Below are 12678 nucleotides of genomic sequence, written 5' to 3' on the forward strand. Positions count from 1 at the left end.
TACTATTCTATTTTACCTAAAATTTTATCCATCACCCAACTCACGTGCGCTCCCGAAGAACCTTTGGAAGGATGTTTACTTTTTTCTAATAAATCATCTCTCATGGCTTGAACGTGAAAAAACTGCACGTTTTCGGGATTTCTAATATTCAAACTCATTTCTTTTTCTGTCGTTAGCAACGTAATGGGTTGCTCTTCAAAAACCGAAAAAGAAATTTTTCCTTTGCTGCCGTAAATCGTCACAAAATCTTCTCGAAAAGCAGTTCCAAAATTCCAACTTCCAGAACCTGTAACGCCCGATTTGTGCAACCAACTCGCGGTAATAGCATCTTTGGCTGTATATAATTCTTGTTGATTGGTGCTTATTCCTTGCACTTCTTTAAAATCTCCTAATAAAAAAGCAAATAAGTCCAATCCATGACTTGCCAAATCATCAAAATAACCACCAGCTGCAACAGTCGCATCGGTTCTCCAATAATATTCTTTAGATTGGTCGATTTCTTCTGCTGGCTTACTCAAATGCCAACTGATGTGGCGCACAATACCGATTTTTTGATCATCCAGCCATTGTTTCACTTGTAAGAATCGAGGCAATGACCGTCGGTAATACGCGGTATAAAGTGGAATGTTTTTAGTTTCAAAAGCTGTTGTAATCGCTAAACACTCCGCATGAGTAGGTGCTAAAGGTTTTTCAATACAGCATGGTTTTCCTGCTTCAGCTACTTTTAAAGCGTAATATTTATGAGAATCGGGCGGTGTTGCAATATAAACGGCATCCACTTCTGGATCATTGATCAGATCATCGGCGTCCGAATAGTATTTTTTAATTCCGTGCCTTTTGGCATAATCTGCAGCTTTTTCGGCGTCTCTACGCATTACTGCCACAATTTCAAAACCTTCCGTTTTTTGATATGCAGGTCCGCTCTTTTTTTCAGTTACCGCTCCACAGCCAATAATTCCCCAACGAATTGTCTTTGCTTTATAATCTGGCATTATCTTCTATTTTTAATCTTTTTTTTACTTGCTTCGGAATTTCAAAGATACCTTTTTTATAAAAATTTATTTGTGAAAATATCGCAATACTCGTGCATAAAGTTCTTTATTTTAACTTTAATTAATGATGCCTAATTCTTTTTGCAGCATAACTTTTTTTCGCGAAGTGGCCGAATATAACAAATTAACTTCCGATAAAAATTATTTATTCCAGTACAGTCCGATGATTTCAATTGGTAGTTTCAAAAAGTCTTCTTCTCCGTCAGGTATTTCCAATAGCGCTTTGGAACGTGCTGCAAGTGCAACTTCATGTTTTTTCGCTCTTTAATATTAGTATGGTCAAAATACTCCCACCATAATTTTTGATATTCAATCTCAGCATCAGAAAAAATACTACTGTCTTTGTTTTCAATCAACTTTAAGTCTAAATCCAATGAGATAATCTCGACATTTTCTAAATCATAATAAATGCCATACTTTCGACGAAGGTCATAAATCAACCATTTCTGGTCTTGGTATCTCTTTTTAAAATGTGTCATAATCAAAGTTAACACATCAAAGTCAGGATCAATTTTTGCAAAATAAATGCCGTCTTTCAGCAATTCAAAACGCACAAAAGCTTCCATACGGTGCTTTTCTCTTCCAACACTTTTAGTCAATTGTGAAATTTGCAATACCGCTTCGTTCGAATAATCTTTCATCACATTGCGGCTTTTATTAGCAACAGCATAATTTATAACGGTAAATAAGACATCCTCTACTCCTGCTTTCTCCGATAAAAAAGCATAAATTAAACTTCGCACGCCGGCTCTTTCCAATTGCAGATTCAGTTTCTGAATCACCCGATCCGACTTGGTAGTATCTGTGATAATCTCAATGGGATTTGCGAACAAGTTTTGTTGCAGTTCTTCCTTTTTGATAATCTTTGGATTAGAATACTTGAATTCAAAAATTTCAAAAACGGCCGTCAGAAAACCTTCAAAAGTACTATCGTATGAAAGTAGCGTCATTGAGTAATGATAATTGGTTACTGAATGGATTTTCGAATTTAGACTTCATATCGTTCAAAATTATTTCTTTCAAATTCAAAGCATTCAAAAATTTAAGGTGCGTATTTTCATTGCTCACCGATATAAAATAGCGCGCCCTGTTGGTTGAAACTCCAATTTTTTTGAGATGTTCTAAAGTAAGATTTTGAAATTTTCGGGCCTGAACAATTTTATAAGCCGATTTTACTCCGATTCCAGGCACCCGAAGAATCATTTCCAAAGCTGCGTTCTGAATAATTACCGGAAAAAGCGTGATATTACGCAACGCCCAACCCATTTTGGGATCTACTTCTAAATCTAAAAAAGGATTGCTTTTGTCTAATATTTCATTGGCTTTAAAACCGTAAAAACGCATCAACCAGTCGGCTTGATACAATCTATTTTCTCGAACTAGCGGAACTTGCGTACCAATTGCTGGCAATCTTGCATCGTTTGAAACTGGCACATAACCCGAATAATAAACCCGTTTTAAGTTAAAGTTTTTATAGAAATGGTCCGCAACATGAATAATTTGAAAATCGTTTTCTTGCGTTGCCCCAACAATTACTTGAGTACTCTGACCTGCTGGCGCAAATTTAGGCGTGTTTCTGAACTTCTTTTTATCTTCTTTATATTGAATTAATTCATTTTTGACAAATTCCATCGGTTTTATCATTTGCTCATGGTCTTTGTCTGGCGCCAAAAGTTTTAAGCCAGATTCAGTCGGAATCTCGAGGTTCATGCTCAATCGATCGGCATACAAACCAGCTTCTCGCATCAAATCATCTGAGGCACCCGGAATACTTTTGAGGTGAATATAGCCATTAAAATTATGCTCAAGTCGTAACTTTTTTGCCACACGAACCAAACGTTCCATCGTATAATCGGCATTTTTAAATATTCCTGAACTTAAAAATAAACCTTCAATATAATTTCTTCTGTAAAAATTAATCGTTAGATCAACCACTTCTTCTACTGTAAATGCTGCGCGTTCAATATCATTGCTCTTTCGAGTCACACAATACGCACAATCATAAATACAAAAATTAGTAAGCAAAATTTTCAGCAAGGAGACACAACGTCCATCTTCGGTATAAGTGTGACAAATTCCAGATGCGGATGAATCGCCCAAGCCTTTATTGGTGTTTTTGCGATTGCCGCCACTAGAAGAGCAAGACACATCATATTTTGCGGCATCAGCGAGAATTTCTAACTTATCTTTTAATTTTTCGTAGTTCAATAGGGCTCTTTTTTAAAAGTTTGAGGTTAACAAAGTTAAGTGTATTTTTATTTTAAAATTTCATGATTTTTGTTAATTAACAGTGCCAAAAAGGAGAAAATATAATGAAAATCAAATACACAATTTGTTTAAACTTTACATTATCTTTGCCGATTAAATGCAGTTGCGTTTAATCCTTAAAATTACAGATACAGAACATGAAAAAGATACGTAACTTTTGCATTATTGCACATATTGACCACGGAAAAAGCACACTAGCAGACCGATTATTGGGCGCTACACAGACTGTAACCGCGCGTCAAGAAAAAGCGCAATTGCTTGATAGCATGGACTTGGAGCGCGAACGTGGCATTACCATAAAAAGTCACGCCATACAAATGGAGTATACGTACAAGGGCGAAGAATACATCTTGAACCTTATTGACACCCCGGGTCACGTAGATTTTTCATACGAAGTTTCTCGATCAATTGCTGCTTGCGAAGGCGCTTTATTAATTGTAGATGCCGCGCAAAGTATTCAGGCACAAACTATTTCTAACTTATACTTGGCTTTAGAAAATGATCTAGAAATTATTCCAATTCTGAATAAAGTCGATCTTCCTAGTGCCAATCCTGAAGAAGTTAGTGATGACATTATTGATTTGCTAGGCTGTAAATTAGAAGATATTATTCATGCATCAGGTAAAACTGGTTTGGGTGTCGAAAATATTTTGGCAGCCATCATAGAAAAAATTCCACCGCCAACAGGAAATGTGGATGAACCGTTGCAAGCTTTGATTTTTGACTCTCACTACAATCCATTTCGTGGAATCGAAGTTATTTTCCGTGTAAAAAATGGAGAAATAAAAAAAGGTCAAAAAATTAAATTCATGGCTACTGGCAATGAATATTATGCCGACGAAATTGGTACTTTGAAACTGAATCAAGTTCCAAAAAATGTAATATCTGCTGGTGATGTTGGTTATTTGATTTCTGGAATTAAAGAAGCAAAAGAAGTAAAAGTTGGAGATACGTTGACTGATGCGAAAACGCCAACGCAAAATATAATTACTGGTTTCGAAGATGTGAAACCAATGGTATTTGCTGGAATTTATCCTGTTGATACTGAAGATTACGAAGAATTGAGAAATTCAATGGAAAAATTACAACTGAACGATGCTTCGTTGGTATTTTTACCTGAAAGTTCTGCTGCTCTAGGTTTTGGTTTCCGTTGTGGATTCTTAGGAATGTTACACATGGAGATTATTCAGGAGCGATTAGAGCGTGAATTTAACATGACCGTTATTACAACAGTGCCTAACGTTTCCTACTTGGCTTATACCAAAAGAGAACCGACCACAGCGCTAATTGTGAACAATCCATCTGATTTACCTGAACCATCAAAATTAGAACGTGTTGAGGAGCCTTTTATAAAAGCAACCATCATTACTAAAGCAGATTATGTAGGTAACGTAATGAGTTTGTGTATTGAAAAACGTGGCGTGATCACGAATCAAACTTATTTGACTACCGAACGTGTGGAGTTGAACTTTGATATGCCATTGGCAGAAATTGTATTCGACTTTTATGACCGATTGAAAACAGTTTCTAAAGGTTATGCGTCATTTGATTATACACCAATTGGAATGCAAACTTCTAATTTGGTAAAAGTTGATATTTTATTAAATGCAACAATTGTAGATGCTTTGTCATCTTTGATGCACGTTGACAATGCTTACACTATTGGTAAAAAAATGTGTGAAAAGTTGAAGGAATTAATTCCACGTCAACAGTTTGACATTCCAATTCAAGCCGCAATTGGTGTAAAAGTAATTTCGCGTGAAACCATTAAAGCATTGCGTAAAGACGTCACCGCCAAATGTTACGGTGGAGATATTTCTCGTAAACGTAAATTATTGGAAAAACAGAAAAAAGGTAAAAAGAGAATGCGTTTAGTTGGAAACGTTGAGATTCCGCAAGAAGCATTTATGGCTGTTTTGAAATTGAATGATTAAATTTAGTATTAAGAGATAAGTACAAAGTATTAAGATAGAAACCTGATGATGTAAAATTGTCAGGTTTTTTTGTTTAAACACTTAACACAAGAACAATTGATCGCTTTGTAATTATAAAAATGAAATAGAATGTCCGACGAAACTTTAAATAAATTTGACCGCATTGTTGCTATTTTAATTCAATTACAGTCCAAAAAAATTGTAAAAGCGCAAGAATTAGCGAATCGTTTTGAAGTAAGTTTACGAACTATTTATCGGGACATTCGAACTTTGGAAGCTTCTGGAGTTCCAATCTACAGTGAAGCTGGAGTTGGCTATGCTTTAATGGATGGTTACCGCTTACCGCCAGTGATGTTTAGTCGAGAAGAAGCCAGCAGTTTTATTGCTGCGGAGAAATTGATGCAAAAATTCACTGATACAACCCTAGGAAATCATTACGCATCGGCTATGTACAAACTTAAAGCAGTACTCCGAACGGATGATAAAGTCTGGGTTGAGCGTATAGAATCAAATGTTTTAATGCAATCTTCGGAAAAGCTTTTTAATGATAAATCTCCAAATACTTTAGCTCTTCTGTTTGAAAGCATTGCCCAAAAAACACAAGTTTTACTTTCTTATCAGACGTTTAATTCAGAGGAAATAACAGAACGGAAAATTGAACCTGTAGGTGTTTTTCATGATAATAACAATTGGTATGTTGTAGGCTATTGTCATTTGCGCAAGGATTACAGACAATTTCGAGCAGATCGCATTCATAAAATTATAAAAACAGAAGCGGCATTTACAATAAAACATAATTCTTTAGAAACGTATTTAGATAAAGAAAAAACCATTTCGACAATCAAAATTCGCATTCTTGTAGAAAAAGAAATAGCGCATTATCTAGCATACGAACGAAAATATTACGGTTTTGTATCTGAAAAAGAAATAGGTGATAAAATAGAAATGACTTTTATAACTCGTGAAATAGAAGAAGGTTTTCCGCGTTGGTATTTAATGTTTGGCGATTATGCAAAAATACTAGAACCTGAAAAATTAAAAACTAGAGTGCTAGAATTATTAGAACGGAACAAACAAAAACTTTTATAAAACAAAACACCTAAAATGAAAATCATCTTAGGCATTTTATTTTTTTATCTTTCCCAGAAAAATGGAGGGTCAATATTCAAGGCTCTTAAGTAAACATATCCTTGACCTCGATGATGGACTTCATTGTCTATAAAATATAGAATATTTTGAATGACAGGAAATTCATATTGTCCAAACAAATTAAAAGTTTTACTAAAATCATCAGCTGATAATTTATGCCAGTAGGTATTAATTTTTAAGGTCGATTCGTCCCATTTTTCAAGATACTGCGCTTTAGAGATTAAATTTTCTTCGCCTTCGCCAAAAGGCTTTACTTCTTGTTCGACAATAGCTTTAAGTGCAGGAAAAGCAATGGATAAAAGTTCATCAATTATTTTGGAAAAAGGACGCATTCCTGCAATTGAAAATTCAAAGAAATCTTTTTCAGGAAATAGTTCAATAACTTTGCGTGTTAATGCACGATGTCCTTGCCAGTGTTTCAATAAATCTTCAGATGTAATAATTTGCGCTTCAATTGTTTTCATAATTTTATTTTTTAAGTACTTCAAAGGTAGATTCATCGAGTGACAACAGTTTGTCAGTAGTGAAAATTAAAAGTTATTCTAGAATTTACAGAACTATAAAAATTGGGCAAAAATGGATGCTTTTTTAAATTAGAGAAAACCTTCACAACTTTGTATCTTTGCCTCTTAAAAATCACTGGAATTCATAAAAAATGATAGAAGATAAAAATCCACAAAGAACGAGCATTGCACAATTGGGTGAATTTGGTTTGATTGAACATTTGACTAAAGATTTTGACATCAAACAAGAATCTACACTGAAAAGTATCGGCGATGATGCTGCGATCTTAGACTTTAAAGATAAGAAAGTAGTCGTTTCGACGGATTTACTGATTGAAGGTGTTCACTTTGATTTGGCTTACATGCCGTTGAAGCATTTGGGCTATAAAGCAGTGGTGGTAAATCTCTCTGATATTTGCGCAATGAATGCAAAACCGACACAAATCACGGTTTCAGTTGCCGTTTCTAATCGTTTCCCTTTAGAAGCTTTGGAGGAATTATACGTTGGAATCTCGTTGGCTGCCAAAGAATACAATATTGATGTTATTGGCGGCGATACGACCTCATCACAAACTGGTTTAATTATAAGTATTACCGCTCTTGGCGAAGCTGATGAAGCTGAAATTGCCTATAGAGATGGAGCCAAAAAAACAGATTTGTTAGTAGTTACCGGAGATTTGGGCGCCGCTTACATGGGCTTGCAAATTTTGGAGAGAGAAAAACAAGTTTTTCAAGTAAATCCAAACTCACAACCAGATTTAGATTTATATACTTATTTAATTGAACGTCAATTGAAACCAGAAGCACGTAAAGATGTTCGCACCTTGCTTCATGCTCTAGAAATAAAACCGACTTCGATGATCGATATTTCTGACGGATTATCTTCAGAAATCATGCATCTCTGCAAACAATCCAAAGTTGGTTGTAATTTATACGAAGATAAATTGCCTTTAGATCCTCAATTTATTTCGGCTTGCGAAGAATTCAATATTGACAGTACTACCGTGGCTATCAATGGCGGTGAAGATTACGAGCTTTTATTTACTATTGACATTAATGATTTTGATAAAATAAAAGGAAATCCGAACTTCTCTGTGATCGGTCACATGTGCGACGAATCCGAAGGTATCCATTTAGTCACACGAGCAGATACCAAAATTGCTATAAAGGCAAGAGGCTGGAACGCTTTAAGCGAAGAAACAGAATAGAACAAAAAAGCGACATTATTTAAATGTCGCTTTTTTTATATAAATCCTTTTAATTTGGCCTCTTTAATTAGCTCAGAATCTAATCCTGATTTGATCTTAAATAATTTCTTTAACTCTACTTTTCTGCGTTCAATTGCACTTAAGGTAATCGGAATGTATTTTGGGAATTCTTTGTCTTCTGTGCCTTTAGATAAATGAAATAAAATCTCTCTATCAAACTGATCCAATTCAATTGCATTATTCTTTGATTGTTGCAGCATTTTGAGAACCGATTTACTGTAATATTTCTCGTTGTTTATTACTTTATCAAAACCGAACAGCAACTCATCAAAGGTTAAATCATTTTTAATAATTAGTCCACTGGGATTAATCTTCTTTATAATGGTTTTTATCTTTAACATTTCAGTAAACATGGTTAACAAAATGACTTTGCAAGTCCCCATTTTAGCGTTTATCAATTTTGCTAAATCTTCTCCCGTAAAAATGTTTTTTTCTTCGTAAGCCGGCATACTTATATCCAAAAAAGCGATGTCAAAAGGATTTACTGTTGAACCAGTGATAATGTTATACGCAGATTCGCAATCTTTAGCTTGAGTGATCGAAAACTCGTATTCATCTGACTTATATCTCGCGATTCCGTTTTTGTATCCTTCAATTATAAAAGGATGATCGTCAACTATTAAAATGCTTTGCTTAATTTTTTTCGACTTGTTGGTATTAGACATCGTAGTTTTTTAAATTATGTTTATTGGGTTTCATCGGGAAAATAATTGTGATCACAGTACCATTTGTGTCCGAGTTAATTTCAAATTTTCCATTACATTCTTTAATCCTATACTTTATATTTTGCAAACCAATTCCCTTTTTGGATTGTCTAATATTAAAACCAATTCCGTCGTCAATTATTGTTAAGACCAGTGTATTTTTTTGCTTTTTTAGAACGATATCTATTTTTTGAGCTTTGGCATATTTATTTGAATTTTGCAAAGCTTCTTGAATGATCCTGTAAATATTGATTTTTTTTGCATTTTCAATATTTTCCCATTTAATGGCCCTGTCAATAGCAACTGTTAAGCACGTTTCAAAATTTCGTTTTTGATCTTCTAATAATTTATCAAGAATAGTAACGAAATTATTAATTAATTCTGACTTTTCTTTGCTCAAATCATGTGATATTTCTCGAATGTCTTGTTCGATATTTTTCAATTCATCCAAGTAAACAGTTCTTTTTTTCGAGGCATCGTCGTCATTTATTTGATTGATGCTATCTAGACTCATGCGCAATCCGAACATTCGACTTAAAACACCATCATGTAATTCTTGCGCAACTCGTTTTTTCTCATTAATCCTAATGCCTTCAATTTGATTTTGCTGCTGAATCATTAAGTTATAAATATCCTCGTTTGCCAGTTGTTGCTGCTGTCTAAAGATCAACTCGCGGTGTTTAATATGTTGTGATTTGTAGCTATAAAAAAACAATCCAATCAAACATAAAATACTAAACACATAAAACAAAGTTCGGTTTTGCATACTCAGCGCCTGATTTTCATTAATAACCTGATCTGTTTCATATTCTATACGGGTAAACTTATCTCCCATCTTGCGCTCTGCTTTTTGCAAACTATCATTGATACGAATATAACTTTTAGAGTAAACGGAGGCTTTTTGAGGCTCTAAAACCGAAAGTTGCTTTAGAGCAACGAGAACATTACGAGCGTTTCCCGATGTTTTCGCAGTCGCCAAGGCTTCTTTTAAGTACTGAAGTCCTTTGGCCTTGTCATTATTAGCAATATAATATTCAGATAAGTGCAGTTTACTAGCAATAATTCCTGCAGTTAGTTGTAAACTATCTCGTATTTTTAATGATTTGTAGAATAGTTTTGGTAAACCGCTCGTATCTTTCATTTTGAATTTAGCATATCCCAAATTATCCAAAACTATAGCGTATAAGCCCGTTTTTTGTTGTTTTAATTTTTTTTGCCCCAAGGCTTCATTAAAATAAAACTCTGCTTTTTTATAATCTTTTAAGCTTAGAAAAACGTACCCTAAATTATTATATGAAGTGGCCTTTGGCTGAAATTCTTCAGGAATAAAATTTGTATTAATTACAGAAAAAGCTTTTTTATGAAACTCTAGTGCTTTATTATAGTCTCCCAAATCGTTGTACAAAGCTCCTAAAAGATTATAGGAATCAAAAAGTACAGTAATGCTTTTCTCATCCTTTAATGCTCGTAAGGCATTAAAAGTAGAAATTTCACTTCCTACATAATCACTAATTTCATACTGAAGCGTAGCCTTGTTTAAGAATGTCTTAGCTAAGTTAAAATTGTCATTTCTTTTTCTGAAAATTTTCTCTGCTTGAAGGTAAAAGTAAAAAGCACTATCAGACTTTGACTGTGCAACGTAGTAATCTCCAAAATAAGTAAATGCCTTTGCTAATGAAGCAGAGTCTTTAATTTCTCTAGATTTATGTACAATTGTGCTTACTGTAGTTTTATAATCTGGCCAACTTCCCATGTTATAAAATCGATTAGCAACCTTAAATAAGTTTATTCTACCAATAGAGTCATTGGGATGCTCCACAATAATATCAAAAGCTTTCTGATTAAAATTACGCTTGTGTTCAAAAGTCAAACTGTAATCATTTGCTAATAATAGATATTCTGGCAGGCTATCCTTATCATACTTGACTAGTTCTTTTGGATCGTCTCTATGCGTACAAGAAAGTAAGAATGAAATACAAATACATATTGCAAAAATTTTATTCTTCAAATTATTTTAATATTTATCAAAAATACTAAAAAGTAAGCATAAAAAAAGAGGTTATCAATACGATAACCTCTTTAAAAGACATTTTTTTTATTTAATCTACTTTTCTATTTCCGCCAACTGAACTTCCGTTGATGTCTACTTTTCTATTTCCACCTACTGAACTTCCACCAATATCAATAGAGTTAGAAGTTATATTCATTGCAATATTTTCATTCGAAACTTCTGGAGAAAATGAAGAAGTTAATACCATTACTGAAGCTAAAAGACCGAATGTTAAGATAGATTTTTTCATGTTTTGTTGGTTTTATGTTTTTATATTTTTTACTACTTTTGGACCTGCTTACTGCAAATCTTGGTGTAAAACTAAAACCTAAACCCCCATTTTTTGATGCATAAAAGCCTCTTTATGGTACAAGTAACTCGTACACTAGCGTGCGTATAGTCATACAAGGTAAATTACTAATTCTTAGACTTCTAAGTAATTGTCTTCTGAAAAATTATCAATAATTAACTCAATATTAGACCTATAAGACTTAGAAAACGGAATTTTTTTAACCGTATTTCGAAGCGTACATAACTTGCTACCAGTATGTATGCGCGCAATATAATTGCTGTTAATTAAATAGCTGTTGTGAATTCTATAAAACGGATTCCGTAATAAACCTTCAAAATGCTTTAACGTTTTAAAAGCAGTGATCATCTCGCCAGTCTGCAAATAGATGTCCGTTGAATTATTATCGGCTTTAAAATAAACGACTTCATTGGCCCGAATGTATCGGTAATCACCATATGATTTCACACACAATAACAATGATTTTTCGGAACTGATAACATTCGAAACAAAATTAGATTCAACATTACCATCTAATAATGAAAGCGCTTGCTGCTGCATTTGTTCTAATTTACTCGTTTTTGTAATAGCTAAAACCGCTTGAAAAAATTCATTTCTGTGAATCGGCTGCAATAAATATCCCGAAACCTGAAAATTAATCGCTTCAAAAGCCAATTCCTTAGACTTTGCTGTCACTATGACTTTCGGAACAACAGTCAAATATTTATGTAGTGCATTAATAAAATGCAGCGACAATTGACTCTCCTTAGCTTTAGGATCTATCGCAAGAAATATTATTTTAGGAGTATGTGCTAAGACTAAGTCTAAACCTTTTTGATACTCAGTGGCCGAAGCTACAAAGAGTAACTCTTGACAATCATCAGCATAATCCTTAAGCTGCGCAGTAGTTTCAAGACAATCATTAATAATAATATAGGTTAATGCACTCATTCTATTTTTCTACTATTTAAATTGGCACCGCCAAATTTTACAAATATTAAATAAACATAAAAAAAACTATCTATTTGAATCAAATTAATAAAAACAAAATTTATTGGCTAAAAGAAAACATTGCAATAAAAAAATGAAAAATAATATTTCCACACAAAAAACAAATCGTAATATTGCGATATGGGAATCACAAAAACAATTGGCTTTGACATGGAGACCAACGAAATGGCCGAAATTCTAAAAGCATTAGGGCATCCCGCGCGCTTGGCCATTGTCAAGCACTTAATACAAACACCATCTTGCATTTGTGGCGACATTGTAGCCGTACTGCCATTGGCGCAATCTACCATTTCCAAGCATTTATCTGAACTAAAAAAAGTAGGGTTAATACAAGGCAACATTAGCGGAAACAACAGCTGCTATTGCTTAAACCCTGAGACTTTTAACCGAATCAAATTATTTTTAAATACACTTACAGCTTTTTCTATTACTGAAAACAAATGCTGTTAA

12 protein-coding genes are annotated in these 12678 nt (G+C 33.8%); 4 read left to right on the forward strand and 8 right to left on the reverse strand.

Annotation, left to right across the window (positions count from 1 at the left end):
- Nucleotides 1–2: 2 nt before the first annotated feature.
- From AP058_RS13125 to AP058_RS13135, 3 genes are all read right to left on the reverse strand, one after another.
- Entirely contained in the window at nucleotides 3–992 is a 990-nt protein-coding gene (locus AP058_RS13125) for a Gfo/Idh/MocA family protein (protein WP_066311733.1), read from the reverse strand.
- A gap of 242 nt (nucleotides 993–1234) precedes the next feature.
- On the reverse strand, nucleotides 1235–2002 hold the full coding sequence (locus AP058_RS13130; protein WP_066311735.1) for a TIGR03915 family putative DNA repair protein: 768 nt from the start codon (nucleotides 2000–2002) through the stop codon (nucleotides 1235–1237).
- Nucleotides 1980–3260, reverse strand: coding sequence for a putative DNA modification/repair radical SAM protein (locus tag AP058_RS13135; RefSeq protein WP_066311738.1), 1281 nt, complete (start codon nucleotides 3258–3260; stop codon nucleotides 1980–1982). The genes AP058_RS13130 and AP058_RS13135 overlap by 23 nt, the downstream gene beginning before the upstream one ends.
- A 197-nt stretch (nucleotides 3261–3457) precedes the next feature.
- On the opposite strand from AP058_RS13135, the gene lepA reads away from it, so the two are divergent.
- Both lepA and AP058_RS13145 read left to right on the forward strand, forming a co-directional pair.
- Nucleotides 3458–5254 carry a translation elongation factor 4 gene (gene lepA / locus AP058_RS13140; protein WP_066311740.1) on the forward strand — a complete coding sequence of 599 codons (1797 nt, stop codon included), beginning with the start codon at nucleotides 3458–3460 and terminating at the stop codon, nucleotides 5252–5254.
- A gap of 129 nt (nucleotides 5255–5383) precedes the next feature.
- The gene (locus AP058_RS13145; RefSeq protein ID WP_066311742.1) at nucleotides 5384–6343 is read left to right on the forward strand and encodes a YafY family protein; all 960 of its coding nucleotides are present in this window, start codon (nucleotides 5384–5386) and stop codon (nucleotides 6341–6343) included.
- Nucleotides 6344–6387: 44 nt separating this feature from the next.
- Here AP058_RS13145 and AP058_RS13150 read toward each other — a convergent pair whose 3' ends face one another.
- Nucleotides 6388–6867, reverse strand: coding sequence for a DinB family protein (locus tag AP058_RS13150; RefSeq protein ID WP_066313425.1), 480 nt, complete (start codon nucleotides 6865–6867; stop codon nucleotides 6388–6390).
- Nucleotides 6868–7058: 191 nt separating this feature from the next.
- Here AP058_RS13150 and thiL point away from each other — a divergent pair, with 191 nt between their 5' ends.
- On the forward strand, nucleotides 7059–8114 hold the full coding sequence (thiL, locus tag AP058_RS13155; RefSeq protein WP_066311744.1) for a thiamine-phosphate kinase: 1056 nt from the start codon (nucleotides 7059–7061) through the stop codon (nucleotides 8112–8114).
- 35 nt (nucleotides 8115–8149) lie between these two features.
- Here thiL and AP058_RS13160 read toward each other — a convergent pair whose 3' ends face one another.
- From AP058_RS13160 to AP058_RS13175, 4 genes are all read right to left on the reverse strand, one after another.
- Complete coding sequence (locus AP058_RS13160; protein ID WP_066311746.1) at nucleotides 8150–8839, reverse strand: response regulator; 690 nt, start codon at nucleotides 8837–8839, stop codon at nucleotides 8150–8152.
- A complete protein-coding gene (locus AP058_RS13165) occupies nucleotides 8832–10886 on the reverse strand; it encodes a tetratricopeptide repeat-containing sensor histidine kinase (protein ID WP_231739660.1) in 2055 nt (684 codons plus the stop codon). The genes AP058_RS13160 and AP058_RS13165 overlap by 8 nt, the downstream gene beginning before the upstream one ends.
- Before the next feature lie 91 nt (nucleotides 10887–10977).
- Entirely contained in the window at nucleotides 10978–11178 is a 201-nt protein-coding gene (locus AP058_RS13170; protein WP_066311749.1) for a hypothetical protein, read from the reverse strand.
- Between the two features lie 174 nt (nucleotides 11179–11352).
- On the reverse strand, nucleotides 11353–12168 hold the full coding sequence (locus tag AP058_RS13175) for a LytTR family DNA-binding domain-containing protein (protein WP_066311751.1): 816 nt from the start codon (nucleotides 12166–12168) through the stop codon (nucleotides 11353–11355).
- Between the two features lie 180 nt (nucleotides 12169–12348).
- Here AP058_RS13175 and AP058_RS13180 point away from each other — a divergent pair, with 180 nt between their 5' ends.
- Nucleotides 12349–12678: a helix-turn-helix transcriptional regulator gene (locus AP058_RS13180; protein ID WP_066311754.1), complete on the forward strand. Its 330-nt coding sequence runs from the start codon at nucleotides 12349–12351 to the stop codon at nucleotides 12676–12678.

Origin of the sequence: Flavobacterium sp. TAB 87, from assembly GCF_001529295.1 — a bacterium.
Taxonomy (GTDB): domain Bacteria; phylum Bacteroidota; class Bacteroidia; order Flavobacteriales; family Flavobacteriaceae; genus Flavobacterium.